This window comes from Oharaeibacter diazotrophicus, assembly GCF_004362745.1.
In the GTDB taxonomy this organism is placed as follows: domain Bacteria; phylum Pseudomonadota; class Alphaproteobacteria; order Rhizobiales; family Pleomorphomonadaceae; genus Oharaeibacter; species Oharaeibacter diazotrophicus.
Genome location: NZ_SNXY01000006.1, coordinates 1,193,946 through 1,216,161, shown reverse-complemented (window position 1 = coordinate 1,216,161; position 22,216 = coordinate 1,193,946). Strand labels below are relative to the sequence as shown.

General features: G+C 72.8%; 27 protein-coding genes. 20 read left to right on the top strand and 7 right to left on the bottom strand.

Annotated features, from left to right (window positions below; genetic code table 11):
- Positions 1–314: 314 nt before the first annotated feature.
- From EDD54_RS22870 to EDD54_RS05735, 4 genes are all read left to right on the top strand, one after another.
- Positions 315–737: a hypothetical protein gene (locus tag EDD54_RS22870; protein ID WP_165644649.1), complete on the top strand. Its 423-nt coding sequence runs from the start codon at positions 315–317 to the stop codon at positions 735–737.
- Between the two features lie 3 nt (positions 738–740).
- Positions 741–1,259, top strand: coding sequence for a hypothetical protein (locus EDD54_RS22865; protein WP_165644648.1), 519 nt, complete (start codon positions 741–743; stop codon positions 1,257–1,259).
- Positions 1,256–1,912, top strand: a complete 657-nt coding sequence (locus EDD54_RS22860) for an SCO family protein (protein WP_165644647.1) — start codon at positions 1,256–1,258, stop codon at positions 1,910–1,912. Before EDD54_RS22865 ends, EDD54_RS22860 begins: the two co-directional genes overlap by 4 nt.
- 61 nt (positions 1,913–1,973) lie before the next feature.
- Entirely contained in the window at positions 1,974–2,204 is a 231-nt protein-coding gene (locus tag EDD54_RS05735) for a hypothetical protein (RefSeq protein ID WP_126535734.1), read from the top strand.
- Positions 2,205–2,232: 28 nt separating this feature from the next.
- On the opposite strand, the gene EDD54_RS05730 is transcribed toward EDD54_RS05735, so the two are convergent.
- On the bottom strand, positions 2,233–3,132 hold the full coding sequence (locus tag EDD54_RS05730) for a LysR family transcriptional regulator (RefSeq protein WP_126535736.1): 900 nt from the start codon (positions 3,130–3,132) through the stop codon (positions 2,233–2,235).
- A gap of 111 nt (positions 3,133–3,243) precedes the next feature.
- Here EDD54_RS05730 and EDD54_RS05725 point away from each other — a divergent pair, with 111 nt between their 5' ends.
- The 4 genes from EDD54_RS05725 (at position 3,244) to EDD54_RS05710 (ending at position 5,580) form a co-directional block, all read left to right on the top strand.
- A complete protein-coding gene (locus tag EDD54_RS05725; RefSeq protein ID WP_126535738.1) occupies positions 3,244–3,795 on the top strand; it encodes a carboxymuconolactone decarboxylase family protein in 552 nt (183 codons plus the stop codon).
- Between the two features lie 63 nt (positions 3,796–3,858).
- Entirely contained in the window at positions 3,859–4,479 is a 621-nt protein-coding gene (locus tag EDD54_RS05720; RefSeq protein WP_126535740.1) for a pyridoxamine 5'-phosphate oxidase family protein, read from the top strand.
- Positions 4,480–4,492: 13 nt separating this feature from the next.
- Entirely contained in the window at positions 4,493–4,978 is a 486-nt protein-coding gene (locus EDD54_RS05715) for a nuclear transport factor 2 family protein (protein ID WP_126535742.1), read from the top strand.
- An 11-nt stretch (positions 4,979–4,989) separates the two neighbouring features.
- Positions 4,990–5,580, top strand: a complete 591-nt coding sequence (locus tag EDD54_RS05710; protein ID WP_166653433.1) for an NAD(P)H-dependent oxidoreductase — start codon at positions 4,990–4,992, stop codon at positions 5,578–5,580.
- Here the strand turns inward: EDD54_RS05710 and EDD54_RS05705 are convergent.
- Entirely contained in the window at positions 5,570–6,478 is a 909-nt protein-coding gene (locus tag EDD54_RS05705) for a LysR family transcriptional regulator (RefSeq protein ID WP_133673976.1), read from the bottom strand. The genes EDD54_RS05710 and EDD54_RS05705 overlap by 11 nt on opposite strands.
- A 103-nt stretch (positions 6,479–6,581) precedes the next feature.
- Between EDD54_RS05705 and EDD54_RS05700 the strand changes: the two genes are divergently transcribed.
- The 11 genes from EDD54_RS05700 (at position 6,582) to EDD54_RS05650 (ending at position 16,099) form a co-directional block, all read left to right on the top strand.
- Positions 6,582–7,238 carry a peroxiredoxin-like family protein gene (locus EDD54_RS05700; protein WP_126535746.1) on the top strand — a complete coding sequence of 219 codons (657 nt, stop codon included), beginning with the start codon at positions 6,582–6,584 and terminating at the stop codon, positions 7,236–7,238.
- A gap of 114 nt (positions 7,239–7,352) precedes the next feature.
- A complete protein-coding gene (locus tag EDD54_RS05695; protein WP_126535748.1) occupies positions 7,353–8,306 on the top strand; it encodes a metallophosphoesterase family protein in 954 nt (317 codons plus the stop codon).
- Positions 8,307–8,375: 69 nt separating this feature from the next.
- Positions 8,376–8,750 carry a cupredoxin domain-containing protein gene (locus EDD54_RS05690; RefSeq protein WP_126535750.1) on the top strand — a complete coding sequence of 125 codons (375 nt, stop codon included), beginning with the start codon at positions 8,376–8,378 and terminating at the stop codon, positions 8,748–8,750.
- A 60-nt stretch (positions 8,751–8,810) separates the two neighbouring features.
- Complete coding sequence (locus tag EDD54_RS05685; RefSeq protein WP_126535752.1) at positions 8,811–9,485, top strand: sigma-70 family RNA polymerase sigma factor; 675 nt, start codon at positions 8,811–8,813, stop codon at positions 9,483–9,485.
- Positions 9,486–9,487: 2 nt separating this feature from the next.
- Positions 9,488–10,291, top strand: coding sequence for an anti-sigma factor family protein (locus tag EDD54_RS05680; protein ID WP_126535754.1), 804 nt, complete (start codon positions 9,488–9,490; stop codon positions 10,289–10,291).
- A 265-nt stretch (positions 10,292–10,556) separates the two neighbouring features.
- A complete protein-coding gene (gene cysS / locus EDD54_RS05675) occupies positions 10,557–11,963 on the top strand; it encodes a cysteine--tRNA ligase (RefSeq protein WP_126535756.1) in 1,407 nt (468 codons plus the stop codon).
- Positions 11,963–12,574, top strand: a complete 612-nt coding sequence (locus tag EDD54_RS05670; RefSeq protein WP_126535758.1) for a hypothetical protein — start codon at positions 11,963–11,965, stop codon at positions 12,572–12,574. Before cysS ends, EDD54_RS05670 begins: the two co-directional genes overlap by 1 nt.
- Entirely contained in the window at positions 12,571–13,056 is a 486-nt protein-coding gene (locus EDD54_RS05665; RefSeq protein ID WP_126535760.1) for a GFA family protein, read from the top strand. The genes EDD54_RS05670 and EDD54_RS05665 overlap by 4 nt, the downstream gene beginning before the upstream one ends.
- Entirely contained in the window at positions 13,053–14,009 is a 957-nt protein-coding gene (gene pip / locus EDD54_RS05660) for a prolyl aminopeptidase (protein WP_126535762.1), read from the top strand. The genes EDD54_RS05665 and pip overlap by 4 nt, the downstream gene beginning before the upstream one ends.
- A gap of 32 nt (positions 14,010–14,041) precedes the next feature.
- Positions 14,042–15,646 (top strand): citramalate synthase, encoded by a 1,605-nt coding sequence (gene cimA, locus EDD54_RS05655; protein WP_126535764.1) that lies wholly within the window; start codon positions 14,042–14,044, stop codon positions 15,644–15,646.
- Between the two features lie 132 nt (positions 15,647–15,778).
- Positions 15,779–16,099 (top strand): DUF2249 domain-containing protein, encoded by a 321-nt coding sequence (locus EDD54_RS05650; RefSeq protein WP_126535766.1) that lies wholly within the window; start codon positions 15,779–15,781, stop codon positions 16,097–16,099.
- A gap of 51 nt (positions 16,100–16,150) precedes the next feature.
- Here the strand turns inward: EDD54_RS05650 and EDD54_RS05645 are convergent, their stop codons facing one another.
- From EDD54_RS05645 to EDD54_RS05630, 4 genes are all read right to left on the bottom strand, one after another.
- Positions 16,151–17,551: a PepSY-associated TM helix domain-containing protein gene (locus EDD54_RS05645; protein WP_126535768.1), complete on the bottom strand. Its 1,401-nt coding sequence runs from the start codon at positions 17,549–17,551 to the stop codon at positions 16,151–16,153.
- A 52-nt stretch (positions 17,552–17,603) separates the two neighbouring features.
- Positions 17,604–18,308 (bottom strand): Crp/Fnr family transcriptional regulator, encoded by a 705-nt coding sequence (locus EDD54_RS05640; RefSeq protein WP_126535770.1) that lies wholly within the window; start codon positions 18,306–18,308, stop codon positions 17,604–17,606.
- A 76-nt stretch (positions 18,309–18,384) separates the two neighbouring features.
- Positions 18,385–18,834, bottom strand: coding sequence for a hypothetical protein (locus EDD54_RS05635; protein WP_126535772.1), 450 nt, complete (start codon positions 18,832–18,834; stop codon positions 18,385–18,387).
- Between the two features lie 217 nt (positions 18,835–19,051).
- On the bottom strand, positions 19,052–19,423 hold the full coding sequence (locus EDD54_RS05630) for a hypothetical protein (RefSeq protein WP_126535774.1): 372 nt from the start codon (positions 19,421–19,423) through the stop codon (positions 19,052–19,054).
- Positions 19,424–19,621: 198 nt separating this feature from the next.
- Here EDD54_RS05630 and EDD54_RS05625 point away from each other — a divergent pair, with 198 nt between their 5' ends.
- Positions 19,622–21,457 (top strand): methyl-accepting chemotaxis protein, encoded by a 1,836-nt coding sequence (locus EDD54_RS05625; protein WP_126535776.1) that lies wholly within the window; start codon positions 19,622–19,624, stop codon positions 21,455–21,457.
- Between the two features lie 49 nt (positions 21,458–21,506).
- Here the strand turns inward: EDD54_RS05625 and EDD54_RS05620 are convergent, their stop codons facing one another.
- Positions 21,507–22,004 carry a cytochrome b gene (locus EDD54_RS05620; protein ID WP_126535778.1) on the bottom strand — a complete coding sequence of 166 codons (498 nt, stop codon included), beginning with the start codon at positions 22,002–22,004 and terminating at the stop codon, positions 21,507–21,509.
- Positions 22,005–22,216 lie beyond the last annotated feature (212 nt).

Below are 22,216 nucleotides of genomic sequence, written 5' to 3'. Positions count from 1 at the left end.
GGTGGGACGCCGGGGGAGGGGCGGACGTTACGGGGGCGGCGTTTCACGCTTTCGCGATCGCTGGCGCCGGCTCGGCCGTGGCGACGGCGTGGCGTGGGGACGGCGACTCGGGACGCTCGTCCACCCCGACGGATGCGGGACGGCGGTGGCGCCCGAAGCGGCAGCGGGCGCACTCGTGCCCGCGTAGCACGGTCGCTGCACGATGCAAACTGAAAATAGATTGATTGACGAGACCCAAGTATTCGCTCCCAGTTGATACCGCTGCGCCAGTGTTCCGTGGCAGCTTCGCGGCGTTCAAAGTCATGGAGGGAGCGATGCTCCGTCGAGCGGTCCTGTCCGTGCCGATCATGTTGTCGGCACTCTCGGTCGACGTCCACGCGGCCGAGCGCGTCAAGGTCGAGGGCGAATTGATCGACACCTGGTGTTCGGTCACCGGGATCATGTTCGCCTACGGCACCGCCCACCACCAGTGCGCCGTCTGGTGCGCGGTCGGCGGTATTCCGGTCAGCATCAAGGACAAGGACGACAACACCTATCTCGTCCTCAAGGTCGGCGACGACGATCTCAGCGTCGCCAATCCGAAGATCGTGAAGATCCAGTCGCACGAGGTCTCGGTCGACGGCGAACTCGTCGAACGCGACGGCGTGAAATACCTGCTCGTCGACGCCGTCGCCGACGACAAGGGCATCGTCAACCTGACCGAGGCCGAGTACGGCGTCGTTCCGTTCGGGGAGTGAGTCATGGCCGTGCGAAGCTTGACGATCGCCGCCGCCGCCCTCGCGGTGCTCGCGGCGTCCCCGGCGGCGCGGGCCGCCGATCTCTGGGGCATCGAGGGCGAGAAGGCCGTCGTGCTGAAGGGCAAGGTGGTCGATCTCCTCTGCGAGATCGGCGGGACCTGTGCACCGGACTGCGGCGCCGGCCGGCACCAGCTCGGCCTCGTCGACGGGAACGGCCGGCTCTATCCGGCGGCCAAGGGCAACACCCTGTTCGCCGGCGCCGTCGCCGACCTCGCGCCCTATTGCGGCAAGGAGGTCGAGGTCGACGGGCTGGTGATCGAGAGCCCGCGCATGCATCTCCTGTTCGTGCAGAAGTTGAAGGCTCCGGGCGATACGGAATTCCGGTCCGCCGAGGCCTTCGGCAAGGCGTGGGAGGCCGCGCATGGCAAGGCCGACGAGTGGTTCCGCGCCGACCCGGCCGTCAAGGCGGTGATCGCCGCCGACGGCGTGTTCGGCATCAAGGGCCTGGAGCCGCAGCCGTGAGGGCCGCGATCCTCGCCCTGCCGCTGCTGGCGCTCGTCGCCGGCACCGTTCCCGCCGCCGCCCACGGCGCCGGCGAACACCATGATGCCACTGCCGAAACGGCGCCGGCCGACGACCCGCTCGCCGGCCGCTTCGGCGGTCCGTTCGAACTGGTCGACCAGACCGGGCGCACCGTGACCGACCGCGACTTCCACGGCCGGTTCATGCTGATCTACTTCGGCTATACCCGTTGCGTCGACGTCTGCCCGATCGACCTCGCGGTCCAGGGCGAGGCGATCGAAGGCCTCGGCGCCGACGCCGACAAGGTCGTCTCCGTCTTCGTGACGGTCGATCCCGCTCGTGACACGCCCGCCGTTCTCGCCGAATGGTTGCAGGGCTTCCGGCCCGGCACGGTCGGCCTCACCGGCAGCGAGGCGCAGGTGCGCAAGGTCGCCGCGGCCTATCGCGTCCACCGCCGCAAGGTCTCGCTCGACAATCCGGAGGCCGAGCACCTCCGCGACGTCGCCGGCGCCTACATCGTCGACCACGGCACGCTCGCCTTCCTGATGAAGCCCGACGGCAGCTTCGCGACCATCGTGCCGCACGGCGTCGACGCGGCCAAGGTGACCGACATCCTCGCGCGTAACATTCGCGCGGCTGCCGCGACCAACTGATGCCGGCGCCGTCCACGGGGGATACGCGTCCCCCGTGCGGGCCGGCGTCGGAGATCCCGCGATGAAGATCATCAACGGCTACGTCTGCCAGTCGGGCTGCGACGAGCGGCTCGCACGCCAGGGCAAGGACCCGCGCAACCCGCACGCCGACCCCGTCAAGCAGCAGCAGATCGACGAGGCCGACGCGCTGAAGGGCAAGCCGCCGAAGGACCACCACCGCGTCGAGCCCGTCGCGGAGACCCAGGGCGCCGCAGTGCCGGGTCTCGGCTGGATCGCCGACATCCGGGCCTGACGGCGCGCAAGCTCCCGGTCTTCCGGCGTCAGAACCGGTAGATCGCCGGGTCGCGCAGGCGCGGCACCGCGAAGTCGACGAAGGCGCGCAGCTTGGCCGCGGCCAGCCGCGCGCCGGCGTAGACGAGGTGCACCGGCAGCGGCTCCGGCTCGTGCTCGGGCAGGAGGCGCACGAGCCGGCCGTCGGCGAAGGCCGCTGCGGCCTGATAGCTGAGCACGCGGGTGACGCCGTGGCCGGCGATGGCGGAATCCAATGCCGCCTCGGCGCCGTTGACGTCGAGCCGCGGCGTCACCGGCACGCGCACGCCCTGCCGGGTCGGACCGGCGAAGGACCAGCCGGCGGCGGCCGGGCCGAACGAGATGCAGGGCGCCGCCGAGAGATCGGCCGGTTCCCGGATCGGCGGCAACCGCGCCAGCAACGACGGCGCCGCGCAGACGACGCGGCCGACCGCGCCGAGACGTGTCGCCACCAGCGTGGAGTCGGGGAGATGACCGATCCGGATCGCCGCGTCGACGCCCTCGTCGACGAGGTCGACGACGCGGTCGACCAGCTGCAGCTGGGCGCGCACCTCGGGTTCGGCGTCGAGGAAGGCGTCGATCACCGGGCGGACGTGCAGCCGCCCGAACACCACCGGCGCGGTCACGAACAGCTTGCCGCGCGCCGCCGCGCGTTCGCCCGCCGCCAGCGCCAGGGCGGAATCCCAGTCGGCGAGGATGCGCCGGCAGCTCTCCAGATAGCGCTCGCCGGCCTCGGTGAGGTGGACGCTGCGGGTCGTGCGCAGCAGGAGGCGGGTGCCGACCTCCTCCTCGAGCACGGCCACGGCGCGCGTCACCGCGGCCGGCGAGCGTCGGAGCCGCCGCGCCGCCGCGGACAACCCGCCCTCGTCGACCGTGAGCACGAAGGCGCGCATGGCGTCGAGCCGATCCATTTCACCGATCCCTGCAAAACTGACTTTCCGATTATAGCCGTTCCACGAAAAGCCGTCGCGGCCCATCTTCCCGTCGCGGCCCACCGGGCCACCACAGGAGATCCAGACACCATGACCCGCATTCCCGCCGTCGACCCGGCCTCCGCCACCGGCAAGGCCGGCGACCTGCTCCAGGCCGTGAAGAAGAAGCTCGGCGTCGTCCCCAACCTGTTCCGCGTCGCCGCCCACGCGCCGGCCGCGCTCGAGGGCCTGCTCGGCCTGTCCGGCTCGCTCGCCGGCGGCACGCTGTCGCCGCGCACCCGCGAGGCGGTGGCCCTGGCGGTCGCCGAGACCAACGCCTGCGACTACTGCCTGTCGGCGCACACCTACCTCGGCCGTGCCGCCGGCCTGTCGGGCACCGACGTCGAGGCCGCCCGCCGCGGCGAGGCCACCGATCCGCGCCTCGCGGCCACGCTCGCCTTCGCCGGCCGTCTGGTCGAGACGCGCGGCCGGGTGACCGCGGCCGACGTCGTGGCCGCCCGGGCCGCCGGGCTCGACGACGCCGCCCTCGTGGAGGTGGTGGGCCACGTCGCCCTCAACATCTTCACCAACTACCTCAACCACGTCGCCGACACCGAGATCGACTTCCCGGTCGTGCGCACCGGCACCGCCGCCGCGGCGTGACAGGGACGACGCCGGCCCCTCGTCCTCCCCGGGGGGCCGGCGCCGCCAACCAGGAGCCCCGCCATGCTCGACCAGTCCTGCGTCGTCGCCTTCACCCCCTCGGTCCGCGCCGAGCAGGAGCGCTACGGCTCCCGCCGCCAGTATGCGCGCTACGAGGCCGCCGGCGGCTTCCGCACCGCCCTCGACGAGGCCACCGCGGCCTTCGTCGGCACCGTCGACACCGCCTTCCTCGCCACCGTCAACGCCGACGGCCGGCCCTACGTGCAGCACCGCGGCGGTCCGGCCGGATTCATCCGCGTCGCCGCGCCCGACCGCCTGTTGATCGCCGACCGCGAGGGCAACCGGCAGTACGTCACCACCGGAAACCTGCGCGACAACGCCAAGGCGTTCCTGTTCCTGATCGACTACGAGAACCTGCGCCGGGTGAAGATCTGGGGCGAGGCGGCGATGCGCGAGCCGACACCCGAACTGCGTGCAGCCCTCGGCCCCGAGGGGGACGATCCCGGCCTCCTGCGCGTGCTCGAGTTCCGCATCGAGGCGCTCGACGTCAACTGCCCGAAGTTCATCCCCCGCAAGATCGGCGCCGACAAGGTGCTCGCCGCCGTCCACGGCCTGCAGGACCGCATCCGCGCGCTGGAGGAGGAGAACGCCGTCCTCCGCGCCGCCAACCGCTTCGACCGCTGAAGGAGATCCGCCCGTGCCGACCGCGCCCGCCCCCGAGACCCGCCCGCCGCTGCCGCCCTTCGACCGCGAGGCCGCGATCCGCAAGGTCCGCACCGCCGAGGACGCCTGGAACGGCCGCGACCCCGACCGGGTCGCGCTCGCTTACACCGTGGACACCCGCTGGCGGAACCGCTCCGAGTTCCTGGTCGGCCGCGAGGCGGTCGCCGCCTTCCTGCGCCGCAAGTGGTTGGGCGAACTCGACTATCGCCTGATCAAGGGGCTCTGGGCCTTCGACGGCGACCGCATCGGCGTGCGCTTCGTCTACGAGTGGCGCTCGCCGGCCGGGTCCTGGCACCGCAGCCACGGCAACGAGATGTGGGCCTTCGACGCTTCCGGCCTGATGCGCCGCCGCGAGGCCTCGATCAACGACGTGCCGATCCTCGAGAGCGAGCGGCTGTTCCACTGGCCGCTCGGGCCGCGCCCGGCCGATCATCCCGGCCTCGACGAACTCGGACTCTGACGGAGGCGGCGGTGCGCGTCCACTACGTCCACGCCCACGGCGAGCCCGAGGATTTCGGGCTCGTGCTCGTGGAGGCCGGGGTCGCGGCGCTGCGCGCCGCCGGCCACGTCGTCGAAGTCTCCGACGTCTTCGGCTGGGCGACCGGCGAGAAGCACTGCGCCGAAGTCCGCGAACCGGTCGGCTCCGACGTGCTGCGCGAACGCCGGCTGATCGCGGCCTGCGACGTCCTGGTGCTGCAGTTCCCGGTCTGGTGGCTGGGCCTGCCGGCGGGCGTCCGCCACTGGGTCGACCGCTTCCTCGGCGGGGTCGAGCCCGCCCGCCGGCCGGCGGCGGGAGGCGCACCGCGGCTGAAGCGCGGCCTCTGCGTCGCCCTCGGCGGCCGCAGCCGTCACGACGCCGCCCACGCCCCGTTCGCGCCGGTCGACGCCGTCGTCGGGCCGATCCACCGCGCCCTGCTCAGGGCGCCCGGCTTCGGATCGGTCTCGACCGTGGTGCTGCCGCAGCGCGCCGGATCGGCCGCCGAGGCCGACGCCGTGGTGGCCGACCACCGCGACCGTCTCGTGCGCCTGTGCGCCCCTGACGTCCACGACGTCATCGCGTGACGGCGTCGCGCCGGGTCGTGCCGGCGAAGCGGGCAACCAGGAAGTCGACGAAGGCGCGCGCGGCGGCGGTGGCGCGGCCGGCGGGGAACAGGGCGCTCAGCGGCACCTCGCCGAGCGTCCAGTCGGAGAGGACGCGGACCAGCCGGCCGTCCTCGATCTCGCGGCGGCAGCCCCAGGCCGACATCACCGCGACGCCGAGACCGGCGACGGCCGCCGCGGTGGCGGCGTCGTTGGCGTCGACGCGGATCCGGCCGCTCCAGCGCACCGCGACGCTCTCGGCGCCGCGGACGAAGGTCCAAACCGGTGCCTGCCCGGCGCCCGGACCGGCGATCAGCGGGTGGTCGGCGAGGGCCGCGGGCGTGGCCGGCACGCCGGCCCGCCTTAGATGCGCGGGCGCGGCGACCACGATCCGCTCGGCCGCGGCGATCCGCCGTGCGATCAGCGTGGAATCCCCCAGCGGACCCAGCCGCAGCGCGACGTCGACGCCCTCGGCCGCGAGGTCGGCCCGGGTGTCCGACAGCGCGAGGTCGACGGTCAGGCCGTCGTGGCCGGCGAGGAACGCGGGCAGCAGCGGCACGATCTCGCGGGTGCCGAAGGTGGCGGGCAGGGCGACCTTGAGCGTGCCGCGGAGTTCGCCGGTGCCGCGCGCCAGATGGCCGGCCTCGTCGAGGTCGGCGAGGATCCGCTCGACCCGCTCCAAGTATATGCGCCCGGCGTCGGTGAGGCCGAGTGATCGCGTCGTGCGCGCGAACAGCGCCGTGCCGACCGCGGCCTCGAGCGCGGCCACCGCCCGCGACACCGACGGTTGCGACAGCCCGACCTCGCGCGCCGCCGCCGAGAAACTGCCGGCGCGCGCGACGGTGACGAATAGCTGGAGGGTGGCGAGCCGGTCGTTCATGCGCTCCACGTATAGATCCTGTTCACGCCCTTGCGCTACCGCCGTGCCACGGCCGAGCCCACGTCTCCGTCCGCTGTCGCAGACCCGCGACCGGAGGGAAGAGATGACGCTCCAGGACAAGCTCGACGCCTACCGCACAGACTTCGAGACCAAGGCCCCCGCTGACGCGCTCGGGGTCATGCGCCGCGCCACCGCCGATCTCGCCGCCTCGGGTATCCTCGACGGCGTGCTCCGACCCGGCGCCCTGGCGCCGACCTTCACCCTGCCGGACTCGGAGGGCGTGGAGCTCTCGTCCGCCCACCTCCTCGCCCGCGGCCCCTTGGTCGTGACCTTCTATCGCGGCATCTGGTGCCCCTACTGCAACATCGACCTGCGCGAACTCGGCGCCCTGACGCGGGAGATCGCCGCGCTCGGCGCCACGTTGGTGGCGATCTCGCCGCAGTCGACCACCAACGGTGCAAAGACCCGCCGCGACCTCGGGCTCGACTTCCCCGTGCTGCACGACGCCGGCAACGCGGTGGCCGCCCTGTTCGGCCTGCGCTTCCGCCTCGCGGACGAGCTGATCGCGCTCTACCAGGGCTTCGGCGTCGACCTGCCCAAGGTCAACGGCGAGCCGAGCTGGACGCTGCCGATGCCGGCCCGTTTCGTGATCGCCGCCGACGGCCGCATCGCCTACGCCGAGACCGACCCCGATTACACCCGCCGACCCGAGCCGACCGCGTTCATGGACGTGCTGCGCGGGCTGCGTGCCGGCGTCTGACGGGCGCGGGAAGAAATCGTGCGGGGCGGTGGAATAGGTCGCCGCCCCGGGCGGTCTGGATCGCTGCGAGGGGTGCGGGACACCGGCGCCCCCGGCCAGATGGAGATCCCGACGATGAGAGACGACGACGCCCCGCGGCCCGACGCGGACGGCATCGACCGCCGCGGCTTCCTCGAATGCATGACCTGGGCCGGCACGGGCCTGTTGTGGTCGGTCGCCGGCGGCCTGCCGCAGGCGGCGCTGATGTCGAGCGCCGCGGCGGCGACGCCCGCGGCGAAGCCCTTCACCTTCCTGCAGATCAGCGACAGCCACGTCGGCTTTTCCAAGCCGGCCAACCCCGACGCCCTCGGCACGCTGAAGGAGGCCGTCGCCCGCATCAAGGCGCTGCCGGAGAAGCCCGCCTTCGTCATCCACACCGGCGACATCAGCCACCTCTCCCGCGACGAGGAGTTCGACGATGCCGAGAAGCTCATCCAGGAAGCCGGACTGCCGGTGTTCTACGTGCCCGGCGAACACGACCTGCTCGACGAGGAACCCGGCAAGTCCTACCTGCGCCGGTTCGGCGGCAAGGCCCGGGGCGCCGGCTGGTACAGCTTCGACTTCGGAGGCGTCCACTACGTCGGACTCGTGAACGTGGTGAACCTGCAGGCGGGCGGTCTCGGCAACCTCGGCGCCGAGCAGCTCGAATGGCTGGCCAAGGACGTCGCCGGTCTGTCGTCCGAAACGCCGATCGTGGTGTTCGCCCACATCCCGCTCTGGACCGTCTATCCCGAGTGGGGCTGGGGCACCTCGGACGGCGCGCAGGCGCTGTCGATGCTGCGGCGCTTCGGGTCGGTGACCGTGCTGAACGGCCACATCCACCAGGTGATGCAGAAGGTCGAGGGCAACGTCGCCTTCCACACCGCCCGCTCGACCGCCTTCCCGCAGCCGGCGCCGGGCACCGCGCCATCGGCCGGGCCGATGAAGGTGCCGGCCGGCGAACTGCGCAAGTATCTCGGCATCGCCACCGTCGACTTCGTCCGCGGCGACGCCCCGCTCGCCATCGTCGACAGGCCGCTCGCCGGCTGATCCGCCCGGCCGGCGGCCTCGTCGCGACGGCCGCCGCCCGCCACGCCCCCGCTACCGAAGAGTTCCGCCATGACCCTGTCCGAGGCCGCGTCCGCGGCCGTCTCCCGCCGCGGCCGGCATCTCGCCGCGCTCGCCGTCGTCCTCGCGGCCGTCGCCGGTCCGGTCCTGCCGGCGGCGGCCGCCGGACCCGCGGCGACGGTGACGATCGCCAACTTCACCTTCGAGCCGGCCGTGCTCGACGTCGCCGTCGGCACCACGGTGACGTGGACGAACGGCGACGACATCCCGCACACGGTCGTCGAGACCGGCAAGACCTTCAAGTCGAAGCCGCTCGATACGGATGACAGCTTCAGCCACACCTTCGAGAGCGCCGGCGAGTTCGCCTATTTCTGCTCGCTGCACCCGCACATGACCGGAAAGGTCGTCGTCCACGCCGCCGATTGACTGCGACGGGCCGGGCGGCGCACGCCGTCCGGCCCGGGCGCGCACAGGGATCCGCCACCCATGTCCGTTCTCCAGCTGTCGCATCCGTCGCGGCCGGCCCGTTCCGGCGGCGTGCTCGGATTCCTCGTCGCGCTGACCGTCCGTGCCCTCGACATCCGTGGGCGCGCCGCGCCGGCGAGACCCACGGCCGCCGGGGCCGACCGCTCCGACGCGCGGCTGGAGGCGTTCGAGCGGACCGTGCTGCCGCATCTCGACGCCGCCCACGACCTCGCGCGCTACCTCTGCCGCGACGCCGTCGCCGCCGAGGACGTCGCCCAGGAGGCGGTGATCCGCGCCTTCCGCGCCTTCGACGGCTGGCGCGGCGTCAACGCCCGCGCCTGGCTGCTCGCCATCGTCCGCAATTGCCACTTCGACTGGCGCGCGCACAATCGCGCCGCCGGCGTCGTCTTCGATCCCGCCCCGCTCGACGAGGAGGCGGTCGACGTCGCGGCGCCCGACGATCCGGAGGCGACGCTGCTGCGCCGCGACGAGGCGACGGCCGTACGCCGCACCCTCGAGGCACTGCCGCTCCGCCAGCGCGAGGTCCTGGTCCTGCGCGACGTCGAGGACCTTTCCTACCGGGAGATCGCCGAGGTCCTGGCGGTGCCGATCGGCACGGTGATGTCGCGTCTCGCCCGCGCCCGCGCCGCCTTTCAAGTGCTGTGGGCCGGCGCCCGGCCGAAGCGCGAGGTTTGACCATGCGCACCCACCACGTCTGTCCCGGCCACGACGAACTGCTCGGCGCCCACGTCGACGGCGAACTCGACGCCGCCGACGCCGCCGCCTGCGATGCCCACGTCCGGTCCTGCCCGGCCTGTGCCGCGCATCTCGGGGATCTGCGGGCGCTGCGGACCCGCCTCGCGGCGCCGGGTGTCCGCCAAACGGCCTCGCCGGCGTTCCGGCAGCGAGTGGCCGCGGCGCTGCGGCACGAGGCGCTGCGGCACGAGGCGCGCGGATCCGCACCGGTGCGACGCGGCGACGGGTTCGCGGGGCACGTCGCCGGCCTCGCTCGGTTCGCACTCGGCCTGCCGGCGGCCGCGGCCGTGGTCGCCGGCGTCCTCGTCCTGGCGCCGCTGCACGCGCCGTCCGGCCTCGTCGACGACCTCGTCGCCGCCCACGTCCGCTCGCTGCAGGTCGACCACCTCACCGACGTCCCGACCTCGGATCGCCACACGGTCAAGCCCTGGTTCGCCGGCAAGGTGGCGTTCTCGCCGCCCGTCGTCGACCTCGCCGACCGCGGCTTTCCGCTGGTGGGCGGGCGGGTGGACTACGTCGGCCACCGCACGGTCGCCGCGATCGTCTACCGCCGACACGGACACGTCATCAACCTGTTCGTCTGGCCGGCCGACGCGCCGGCCGCGGGCGACGCGGCCTTCCGGGAGGAGGGCTACAACGTCGTCCGCTGGGAGCAGGGTGGCCTCGTCCACTACGCCGTCGGCGACGTCGATCCCGCCGAACTCGACGCCTTCCGCGCCGCCGCCGCGGCGCGCGCGCCGGACTGACGGTCCGTCGGGCGACACGCCCGCCTGCCGCCGACGCAAATCCCTTGACGGGGAGGCGCCGGCGGCGCGATAGCTTTCGCCATGACGACGGTTCCGCGCGATCGCGCGTTCATCATCGCGGCTTGTATCATTCGTGGCTGAGCGCTGAAGCCGGCCGCGGCCGTCACCGTCTGACCTCATCGATCGCACGGGAAGACAGGACCCATGGCCGGCCGGCACGGCCGCCGTGTGCGATCCTCGGGGTGCGTCCGACGGGAGAGGGCAAGTGACGCTGAAGCTCTACAACACGCTGACGCGGGCGAAGGAGGACTTCGTCCCGATCGATCCGGCCAACGTCCGGATGTACGTCTGCGGGCCGACGGTCTACGACTTCGCCCACATCGGCAACGCCCGGCCGGTGATCGTGTTCGACGTGCTGTACCGCCTGCTGCGCCATCTCTACGGCGTCGAGCACGTACGCTACGTCCGCAACGTCACCGACGTCGACGACAAGATCAACGCCCGCGCCGCCCGCGACTATCCTGGCGTGCCGCCGGTCGAGGCGATCTTCGACCTGACCACGAAGACCTATAGCCAGTTCGAGGCCGACGTCGCCGATCTCCTCTGCCTGAAGCCGAGCGCCACCCCGCGCGCGACGCTGCACGTCGCCGAGATGATCGAGCTGATCGAGAGCCTGATCGCGCGCGGCCACGCCTACGCCGCCGAGGGCCACGTGCTGTTCCACGTGCCGTCGATGCCGGCCTACGGCCGGCTGTCGCGCCGCTCGCTCGACGACATGATCGCCGGCGCCCGCGTCGACGTCGCGCCCTACAAGCGCGACCCGATGGATTTCGTGCTGTGGAAGCCGTCGTCGGCCGACGAGCCGGGCTGGGACAGTCTCTGGGGACGCGGCCGGCCGGGCTGGCACATCGAGTGCTCCGCGATGGCCTACGCCGAGCTGATCCGCCCCTTCGGCGGCGGCTTCACCTGCGCGGACCCGACGCGGAACGTGTTCGACATCCACGGCGGCGGTATCGACCTCGTGTTCCCGCACCACGAGAACGAGATCGCCCAGACCTGCTGCGCCCTCGGCACCGAGCGCATGGCCAACGTCTGGATGCACAACGGCTTCCTCCAGGTCGAGGGGGAGAAGATGTCGAAGTCGCTCGGCAACTTCTTCACCATCCGCGAGCTGCTCGACGACTGGCCGGGCGAGGTGCTGCGCCTCGCCATGCTGAAGACCCATTACCGCCAGCCGATCGACTTCACGGTCAAGGCGCTGGAGGAGGCCTGGCGCACGCTCGACGACTGGTACGCGATCGCCGGCGCGGTCGAGCCGGGCGCGCCCGACGCCTGCGTGCTCGAGGCGCTTGCCGACGACCTCAACACCGCGCGCGTCGTCGCCGAACTGCACGGGCTGCGCTCGGATCCGGCCGCGCTCGCCGGTTCGCTGCGTCTGCTCGGCTTCCTCGCCGACACCCCCGCCGCCTGGGCCGCCCGCCGGCCCGCCGCCGCCGTCGACACCGGCGCGGTGGAGGCGCTCGTCACCGCCCGCCTCGCCGCCCGCAAGGCGCGCGACTTCAAGGAATCCGACCGCCTGCGCGACGAACTCGCCGCCCTCGGCGTGGTTCTGAAGGACGGCAAGGACCCGGCGACCGGCGAGCCGGTGACGACGTGGGAGGTGAAGCGGTGATGTCTCCGGGCAGCCGTGAGCCGATCGTCGTCGCCGACGCCGGACCGTTGATCCGGCTCGCGGCGGCGGGCCTGCTCGACAGCCTGCGCGGTCTCAACCGGCGGATCGTGCTGGTCGACCGCGTCGCGGACGAGGTCTACGGCGATCCGGGCAAGCCCTATGCGGACGTCGTCGCCGATTGGGTGCGGTCGATGGGGCCGGCGATCTTCCACGCCGTGACGGTGACCGGCGCGGGCATCGCCGCCCTGCGCGGGCGCCCGCGCACGCCCGAGGAGGACGCCGCGCTGAAGGCGGCCCTGCGCAACTCCGGCGAGCTGGCGGTCCGCGAGTTCGTCGACCGTTGGCGTCCGGAGGAAACCACCGGTGCGATCGTGCTCTACGAGGACCGCAAAGTCGTCTCGCTGTTCATGGAATCGGAGTATCCGGTCACGCTGATGACCACGCGCGCCTTTGCCCGGCTCGTCGGCGAGTGGGGCGTCAACGTCGACGCGGTGGCCGCCCTCGAGGCCGTCGCCGACCGTTACGACCTGAAGCCGGCCGTCGTTTCGGAGATCGACCCGGACGTTCCCCCCGACCTCCGCCCCAATCCCACGGGAGGCTCCCCGTCATGACCCGTCTCACCGGTGGCTGCCAGTGCGGGGCCGTGCGCTTCGCCGTCGCGGACGGCGGGCTTGGGCTCGCCTCGATCTGCCATTGCCGGATGTGCCAGAAGGCCTTCGGCGGCTTCTACGCCCCGCTGGTCCAGGTCCATCCGGACAAGCTGACCTGGACGCGCGGCGAGCGCACGCTCTTCCGCTCGTCCAACCACGTGGCGCGCGGCTTCTGCGCCACTTGCGGCACCCCGCTGACCTACGAGCCGGACGCGGAGTACCCGGCGCTCGCCATCGGGGCCTTCGACGAACCGGCACGAATCCCGCCTCGCATGCAGTTCGGCACCGAAGCCAAGCTGCCCTATGCCGACGCCGTGCCGGCGCTGCGCGCCCGGACCACCGAATCCACCGCCGTCGAGGCGAGCTTCCTCGGCGACATCGTCTCTTTCCAACATCCCGACCACGACACGGCCGTCTGGCCCCCGGAGTCCGAACCGTCATGAGCGACCTGCGCGGCTTCTATCCCCCGATCGAGCCCTTCGAGAGCGGCATGCTCGACGTCGGCGACGGCCACACCATCTACTGGGAGCGTTGCGGCACCCGCGGCGCCAAGCCGGCGGTGTTCCTGCACGGCGGCCCGGGCGGCGGCTGCAACCCGCTGCAGCGCCGCGCCTTCGATCCGGCGCTCTACGACGTCGTGCTGTTCGACCAGCGCGGCTGCGGCCGCTCGACGCCGCACGCGAGCCTCGAGGCCAACACCACCTGGGACCTCGTCGCCGACATCGAGCGCCTGCGCGTCCTGATGGGCTTCGACAAGTGGCTGGTGTTCGGCGGCTCCTGGGGCTCGACCCTGGCGCTCGCTTATGCCGAGACCCACCCCGAGCACGTCTCGGAACTGGTGCTGCGCGGCATCTTCCTGCTCCGGCCCTGGGAAATCGCCTGGTACTACCAGGAGGGCGCCTCGCGGCTGCACCCGGAGAAGCACGAGGCCTTCAAGGCGCCGATCCCCGAGGCCGAGCGCGGCGACCTCGTCGCCGCCTTCCGCCGCCGCCTGATCTCGGACGACCAGGCGGTCCGCCTCGAGGCGGCCAAGGCGTGGTCGGTCTGGGAGGGCTCGACCCTGACGCTGCTGCCGGACGCCGCCATGAGCGCAGCCTTCGGCGCCGACGACTTCGCCGTCGCCTTCGCGCGCATCGAGAACCACTATTTCGTCCACGACGGCTGGCTCGAGCCCGACCAGCTGCTGCGCGACGCCCACAAGCTGCGCGGGATTCCGGGTGTCATCGTGCACGGCCGCTATGATATGGCGACGCCGTTGCAGAACGCCTGGGACCTCCACAAGGCGTGGCCGGAGGCCGAATTCCACATCGTGGAGGCCGCCGGGCACGCCTTCTCGGAGCCCGGCATCCTGAACCGCCTCGTCACCGCCACCGACCGCTTCGCCGGCAAGCCCTGACCGCCGGCCAGACCTCCGAGAGTTCGACGTCCATGTCCGCCCGCGAACGCATCCACCTCTACGACACCACCTTGCGCGACGGGGCGCAGACGCCGGGCATCGACTTCTCGGTCGAGGACAAGATCCTGGTCGCCAGGATGCTGGACGACCTCGGCGTCGACTACGTCGAGGGCGGCTATCCCGGCGCCAACCCGACCGACGACGCCTTCTTCACCGAGAAGCGCACCCGCCGGGCGCGCTTCTCCGCCTTCGGCATGACGCGGCGGCCGGGCGTCTCGGTCTCCAACGACCCTGGCGTCGCCGCGCTGCTCCAGGCCGAGGCCGACGCGGTCTGCTTCGTGGCGAAGTCCTGGGACTACCACGTCGAGGTGGCGCTGAAGACGACCGGCGAGGAGAACCTTGCCGGCATCGCCCAGTCGGTCGAGGCGGCCCGCGCCGCCGGCCGCGAGGTCATGGTCGACTGCGAGCACTTCTTCGACGGCTACAAGGCCAATCCGGCCTACGCGCTCGCCTGCGCCCGCACCGCCCACGAGGCCGGCGCGCGCTGGGTGGTGCTGTGCGACACCAACGGCGGCTCGATGCCGCACGAGATCGCGGCGATCGTGCGCGAGGTCGCGGCGGTGGTGCCGGGCTCCCATCTCGGCATCCACGCCCACGACGATACCGGACAGGCGGTCGCCAATTCGCTGGCGGCGGTGGCGGCCGGCGTGCGCCAGATCCAGGGCACGCTGAACGGCATCGGCGAGCGTTGCGGCAACGCCAACCTGACCACGCTGATCCCGACGCTGAAGCTGAAGGCCGAATGGGCCGATCGCTTCGAGATCGGCGTCGACGACGAGCGCCTGCGCACGCTCACGCACGTCTCGCGCGCCTTCGACGAGCTGTTGAACCGCGCGCCGGCCCGCCACGCGCCCTATGTCGGCACCTCGGCCTTCGCGACCAAGGCCGGCATCCACGCCTCGGCGATCCTGAAGGACCCGCGCACCTACGAGCACGTCGCGCCCGAGACCGTCGGCAACCGCCGCCGCGTGCTGGTGTCGGATCAGGCGGGCCGCTCGAACCTGCTCGCCGAACTCGAGCGCCTAGCCATCCCGCACGATCCGAAGGATCGCCGCCTCGACGGCCTCTTGCGCGAGGTCAAGGAGCGGGAGGCGCGGGGCTTCGCCTACGAGGCCGCCGACGCCTCGTTCGACCTGCTCGCCCGCCGCCATCTCGGCGCGGTGCCGGCCTTCTTCGAGGTGAAGTCCTACCGGACCATGGTCGAGCGCCGCTACAACGCCCGCGGCGAGATCGTCACGATGTCCGAGGCGGTGGTGAAGCTGAAGATCGACGGCGAGACGCTGATGTCGGTCGCCGAGGGCAACGGCCCGGTCAACGCGCTCGACCAGGCGCTCCGCAAGGACCTCGGCCGCTACCAGTCGGAGATCGAGACGCTCGAACTGGTCGACTACAAGGTTCGCATCCTCAACGGCGGCACCGGCGCCGTCACCCGCGTGCTGATCGAGAGCCGCGACCGCGCCACCGACCGGCGCTGGTCCACCGTCGGCGTCAGCGAGAACATCATCGACGCCTCGTTCCAGGCGCTGATCGATTCGATCACCTACAAGCTGCTGAATGCCGGCGCGGCCGATCTCTGAAACGAGGGGGCGGCCGGCGCCCATTCCGATCGCCGGCCGGCCGCGCGTGCCGCGAGCTTGCGCGGCGACAACGTTCTCCGGGCCCGGGGCAGGGTAGGGACGGGCGGTTTCAACCCCTGGAGAACGGATCCAATGTCCACCGCCGAAGCCGAGATCAAGATCCTCGACGTCCGTCCGCTGTCGCGGCCGCAGCGTCACGTCGCGGTGTTCGCCGTGTTCGACGGACTGGCGCCCGGAGAGGCCTTCGAACTCGTCAACGACCACGACCCGCTGGGTCTCCTGCACCAGTTCCACGCCCTCCTGCCCGGGCGCTTCACCTGGGACTACCGGCGCGCCGGCCCCAACGAGTGGCGCGTCGCGATCGGCCGGACCGACGCGGCCGGGGCCGCCGCGCCCGCCCCGGCGGGCGGATGCGGCTGCGGCTCGACCGAGGGCGGCGGCTGCGGCGGGTGAGGCGAAAGCGCGGTCCCGGACCGATCCGGGACCGCGCCTTCGCCCACCGGATCAGGACAGGGCGTCGCGGAGCGCCGGCAGGCGCGAGACCACCAGCACGTCGAGGGCCAGCACGGCGAGCAGCGTCAGGCCCGCGAGCGGGAAGGCGAAGGACACCGCCAGCATCACCAGCACCGCGCCCTTCGGCATCGGCACGTCGGCCGCCACGGGCGGGGCGGCGAGACGGGCGACGCCCTTGGGGCGGCGCTGCCACCACATCACCACGCCGGACACCGACAGGAACACGATCGACAGGCAGAACACCGTGTTGAACAGCGCGTTGACGAGGCCCATGTCGCCCTCGTGCAGCGGGATGCCGATCGCCATCGCCTTGCCGGCGAGCGAATAGTCGTCGTAGCGGACGTCGGCGAGCACCCTGCCGGTGTAACGGTCGAGGTGGACGGTGCGGTCCGAGGTCGGATCGTGCGAATCCTTGCTCATGCTGTCGCGCGAGACGGTCCAGACGCCGGTCTCGCCGGCCGGCAGCGACACCTGCATCCGCACCTCGAAGCCGGCGGCGCGGGCCCAGGCGACGATGCCCTCGAGCGTCGGCGCGGCGTCGGCACCGGGCGCACCGGCCGTCGAGCCCGACGCCGGCATCGGCGTCTGTTCGAGCGCCCACGGCACCTCCTTCTCGCCGCCGTGGTTCATCGCGGCGTGGGTGGCGTCGGACAGCGGCACCGCGTCCCACTTCTCGGCCGGGAAGGTGCTCCAGGCCTGGACGAAGCGTTCGCCCCAGATGCCTGCCCAGCTCAGGCCCGACACCAGGAACAGCGCCAGGATGACGGCGGTCCAGATGCCGACGGTCTGGTGCAGGCTCTTCCAGAGCGGCCGGCGCCGGGCCGCGAGGTCGGGACGGAGCGCGGCGCCGAGACCGCGACCCTGGCGCGGCCACCACAGGTAGATGCCGGTCGCGATCAGGACCATGCCGAAGCTGGCGGCGATCTCGATCAGGCGGTCGCCGACGGTGCCGATCAGCAAGGTGCCGTGGATCTTGTCGGCGAGGTCGTACCAGCCGCCGTTGCGGCGGGTGCTGTCGACGACGGCGCCGGTATAGGGATCGACCAGCACGATCCAGGAGTTCTCGCCCTCGTCGACCCGGAAACCGGCGACGTGATCGGCCGCGTTGGGCGCGATGTAGGTGGACACGGAGCCGCCCGGCACCGCGGCGGCTGCCGCGTCGGCCTGGGCCTGGACGGATACGGTCGCGGTGCCGACGGCGACGGGGGTGTTCTCGCCGTTGCGGCCGTAAAGGGTCGACGACCACAGCATGATCAGGCCGGTGACGGCCAGCATGATCAGGAAGGGCGCGACGTAGAGGCCGGCGTAGAAGTGCCAGCGCCAGGCGGCGAAGTAGAAACGGGCCGTCCGTTCGCGGACGGGTGGACCGAGGTCGGCGGTGGTCGTGGTCATGGGGTCGCTCCTTCGGGGTTCGGTTCGGCGGCGCCGTCGAACGGGGTGGGGGTCAGGCGAGGTCGGCGCGGCGCACGAGGCGGTCGCCGCTGAGGGCGGCGAGGCCGGCGGGGTCGACGAGATGGACGACGTCGGTGCGCTCGATCACGACGAGGCCGCGGCGCTGCAACTCGCCGAGGGCGCGACTGACGGTCTCGATCACGAGGCCGAGCCAGTCGCCGAGATCGGACCGGGTCATCGGCAGCACGAAGCTCGGGCCGTCGATCGTCTCCTCGGGCCAGCGGCTGCCGAACAGGGCCGCGAGCTCGAGCAGCGCCGAGGCGACCTTCTCGAGCGCGGTCTTGCGGCCGAGCAGCACCGCGTGGGCGTGGTGGCGCGCGAGGCAGGTGGCGAGTTCCGCGGCGATCGCCTCCGGGCTCGGCCGGCGCAGCGGCCGCAGCCGCGTGCGCACCAGCGCCGTGGCGGTCGAGGCGCGCACCACGCCCTCGGCGAGGCCGACCAGCCGGCCGGGGCCGACGAGGTCGACGATCTGGCGCCGGCCGTCGGGCAGGCTGCGGCAGAGCACCAGCGCACCCGACAGCACCGTGAAGGCGCCGCCGCCGGTCTGGCCGGCGGTGAAGAGGTGATCGCCGCGGGCGAGGACGACGTCGTTCGCGGTGGCGCGTTCGAGGTCGTCGAGGGTGCCGGGCGAGGGCGGCGGGACGGCGATGGGGAGGGGGCGCCGGTCCTCGGCGGCGAGCAGGCGGGAATGGTACATGGGGCTTTGTCCGTGCCGGGAGCCGGGGCGGGCTCCGCGTGGTCGATCGGGCACCCGCTCGGGGAGCGGGACCGGTTCAGATCGCGACGGACGGGGACGGTGGGCCGCGGGCCGGCGGCGGGCCGGTGGCGAGCGAGGCGGCGGTCGCACGGCGGCGCCGCGGCGGCAGGTCGACCGCGGCAGTGTCGATCGCCAGCACGGCAGGCACCGCGACCGGCAGGCCCGGTGCGGCGGTGACGAGGCAGGCGTCGCAGAGCGCGGCGCCGGCGTGGTGGTCGGCGGCGGGATCGGCGCCGTCCTTGCCGCAGATCGGCGGCACGGTGCCGTCCGGAAGCGGCAAGGCCGCGACGACGGCTTCCGGCGGCTGCAGCACCAGCGGCCGGTGGGCGAAGCCGACGAGAACGGCGACCAGCGCGTAGAGGATCGCCGCGGCCGCCGCGAGGTCGCGGGCGGCACGGATGCGGCCGAGGAGCGGCGTCGCTCCCCGGCGGACCGGGATCCTCGGGGCGCCGGCGCGGCGGCTCACGGGGAGCCTCCGGGCGCGCGGGCGACGACGGGATCGGCGGGCGGGCCGCCGCTGTCGGCCGGGGCCTCGCCGCGTCCCGCGCCGACGGCGGCGGGCAGGGCGGTGGTCATGTGGTCGATCCGGAACGGACGCGTGGTGGCGACGAGGGTCGCCGCGATGGCGACGAGGGTCGCCGTGGCGTCGGACGCGACCGCGGCCTCGCGGCCGTGGTCGGGGTTCAGGCGGCGACGGGAGGTGCGCGTGGACGGCCGGGCGAGGCGGCCGGCGGACCGGCCGCGATCGGCGCCCGCGAGGGCAGGATCACGAGGGGCAGCACGGCGGGCGCGCGGCGTGCCGGTACGACGATCGGGGCGGGCAGCAGCGGCGGGCCGGCGACGGTGCAGAGGATGCAGCAGACCTTGCCGTGGTCGGCACCGCCGGGGGCGGGCGTGTCGGCCGGGCCGGCGGGAAGCGTGCCGCAGATCACCCCGGCCGGCGGGGCGACGGCGCCCGGGCCGGCGAAGGCGGGGGCCAGCGCGCCGAGCAGCAGGGCGTAGGCGACGAGGATCGCCGCCCATGTCCGCACCAGCCGTGTCGACGCCTCGCGCATCCCGCGCTCCCCGCACCCGTCTCCATCGAGTAGCACGGTGCGGACCTGCCGAGAAGGGCGCAGAAGCGCCGCGACGGCGGCCGCGCGGACGCGCCGCGGCGGCAACTCCTTATGAAAACGCCGTTCCATGCACGCGGAACATTAACCGATCGCCTACCGTGTCCGCCTACGGTGCCGGAGGAACGAGGGAGGGCGCGGGTGTCGGCATTGACGAAGCTTCGACCGGTGGCGACGGGGGCGGCGCAGGCCTGCCCGGATCTCGAGGTCCGTCTCGAACGGATCACCGCCGGCATGGATCCGGCGCGCGCGGCCGCCTACGGGGAGGCGGTGCGGACGCTGTTCGAGACCGCGGCCGAGGACGTAGTGACCAAGCTGGTCGACGATGGGCTCGACCTGCCGATCCTGCTCGACGCCCTCGAGGCGGCGATGATCTGCAACACCCGCCGGCTGACGCGCGGCGTGTTCGTCGCCGGCCGGGTCGGTGCGGTGACCGATCTGTCGCGGCGCTATGCGCTGGCGGTCGGCGCGGTGCACCAGGTGGTCGCCGGGCGCGCGCTCGCCGACCGGGCCGAGGAGATGTCGCACGAGGGCGACGTCGCCAACCTGCGCAACCTCGCCGGCACCGTCGCCGACGTCAACGAGGTGGCGATCGAGATCGCCTATCTCGCCCGCAACACGCGCCGTGCCACCGAGGGCTCGCAGTCGATCGCCTCGGCGGTGGCCGAGATGGTGGCGAGTGTCGACGAGATCGCCCGCTCGAGCGCCGACGCCCTCGACGAGGCCCGCCGCGCCGACACCGCCTCGGACCGGGCGCGCGTCGCCGTCGAGCGGCTGCGCGAGACCACGCTCGCCATCACCGAGGCGACCACCGAGACGCGAACGCGCGCGTCGGAACTCGAGTCGGCCTTCGACCAGATCGCCGGCGTGCTCCAGGTGATCGACGCCATCTCGCGCCAGACCAACCTGCTCGCCCTCAATGCCACCATCGAGGCCGCCCGCGCCGGCGAGGCCGGCAAGGGCTTCGCGGTGGTGGCGCAGGAGGTCAAGGCGCTCGCCAACCAGACCGGATCGGCCACCGAGGGCATCGCGCGCCGGATCGCCGAGATGAAGGCCGTGATCGCCGGCATGGGCGCGGCGATGGGGCGCTCGGAGGCGGCGGTCGCCGCCGGCGGCGCCTCGATCGGCGAGGTCACCGAATCGGTGTCCGCCATCTCGGACACGGTCGGCGCCGTCACCGGGCGAATGGACGCCATCGCCGCCGTGCTGGCCCAGCAGAAGGTCGCCAGCGAGGAGATCGGCTCGCGCGTCGCGGAAAGCGCGACGCTGGCGAGCGAGAACGAGCAGTTGCTCTTGCGCATGGCGCGCGGGCTGCACGAGAGCAACGACCGCTTCTCGAAGTCGGCCACCAGCTGGTTCAAGGCGGGCTCGCCGCGCGCCCTGTGCGAGATGGCCAAGATCGACCACGTGCTGTTCAAGAAGCGCGTCGTCGACGTGCTGATGGGCCGCGCCGAATGGGCGGCGGCCGAGGTACCCGACCACCACGGCTGCCGGCTCGGCAAGTGGTACGACCAGATCCGGCAGCCGGAGATCCGCGGTCTGCCGGCATTCGCCGCGCTGGTCGAGCCACACGCCCGCGTGCACGCCGCGGCGAAGGTCGCGCTCACGCATCACGCCGAGAAGCGGCCGGCCGAGGCGCTGGCCGCGCTCGCCGATCTCAACGAGGCCAGCCGGGCCGTGCTGGCCGGCCTCGCCGACCTCGCCGACGGACTGGAGCGCGATCGCGCCGGCATGGAGCGTCGCCGGCACGAGCGGCGGAAGGTTGCGCGGCTCGCCAAGCTGACCGCCGCGGGCGGAACCCGCAACGCCATCGTCGAAGATCTCTCGGCGAGCGGCGCACGCGTCGCCGGCCTCAGGCCGGAGGACGTCGGCACCACCGTCCGGCTCGACCACGACGGCTGCGGCTGCGAGGGCACGGCGGTTTGGTCCGACGGCAGCCGCGGCGGCGTCCGGTTCGTCGCGGAGCGCACGGGCTGACGCGGCTCGATCGTCCCGGCCGGAGCGGCCGGGACGACACCACGGCGGATCAGCTCTTCGTCGGCACCAGCATGCGCTTCAGCGTCTCGTCGCGCAGCACGAAGGCGTGGAACAGGGCGCCGGCGGCGTGCAGGACGATCAGCACGATGAACACCGGCTTGGAGAACTGGTGCAGCTCGCCCCAGGGATCGCCGAGGTAGAAGCCCATCAGGCCGGTGACCGGCACGGCGACCAGCAGCAGGTAGAACAGGTGGTGCATGGCGGTCGCCGCCTTGACCATGACGCCCTCGCCGATCGGCGCCGGTGCGCCGGTGCCGAGACGGACCACGAGACGCAGCGCGACCAGCGCGAGGATCGCGATGCCGACCCAGTAGTGCGCGCTCGCCATGAACTGGTCGCCGGCGTCGAGCGTGCGGCCCTCTTCGGCCGCCTCGACGGCTTCGGCCATGCTCTCGCCGAAGACGAGCTGGAACAACACCAGGGCGGCGATCAGCCAGTGCAGCAGGATCTGGATCGGCGAATAGCCGGTTCGGGTGGCGAGGGCCATGTCTCGTGTCTCCTTGTCGCGTCCGGGGAGGCGGACGGTGCGCCGGACCCGGGGTCCGGCCGTGTCCCTCGAGCCCGGCGGAGGCTCGGATCCGGCGGGGCGGGCAGGGAGGATCCCGCCGCGGGACGGGCGGCGGGTGGTGCCCGTCGCCCTTGTGGACCGCCAAGCTGACGGTGGGCTGAAGCACCGCACCGGCTGGACCCAGACCTTCG